General features: G+C 65.6%; 1 protein-coding gene. It reads left to right on the forward strand.

The genetic code is table 11. The features are described 5' to 3' along the window. Nucleotides 1-532 (forward strand): porin (locus tag ACUXUR_RS26810; protein ID WP_445505392.1); only part of this gene is annotated, 532 nt, incomplete at both ends.

Genomic DNA, 532 nt, shown 5'->3' on the forward strand with positions numbered 1-532 from the left:
CGCACTTCGGCACGCTCCGCTTCTCGGACGCTCCGACCGTGAACCTGCTCGCCTACACCTTCTCGTTCGGCAACGGCTTCTCGGCCACGCTGGCGCTCGAAGAAGGCCGCTTTGACGGCATCGCCAATCCCTTCTTCGTTGGTCCTGCTGACCCGACCGCCGGTCAGCGCGTGCCCGACGTCGTCGCCAACGTGAAGTATGCTGGCACCTGGGGTTCGGCTCAGCTCTCCGGCGCTGTCCACCAGCTCCGCTCCGTGGCGCTCGTCGATGCGGCCGGCCTCGGCTTCATTCCGGACACCGAGTACGGCTTCGCCGTGTCGTTCCAGGGTAGCGTGAACCTGCCGATGCTCGCTGCTGGCGACGCTCTGTGGATTGCCGCCACCTATGCTGACGGCGCTCTCGGCTATCTCGGCTTCGGCGGTGGTGACGTTGACGATGCGATCATCGATGCCGATGGCGACATCGACACGACCCAGGGCTGGTCGGTGGCCGGTGGTCTGCGTCACTACTGGACCCCTGAGATCCGTCAGAA

The sequence above is a fragment of the Microvirga medicaginis genome (assembly GCF_052658925.1).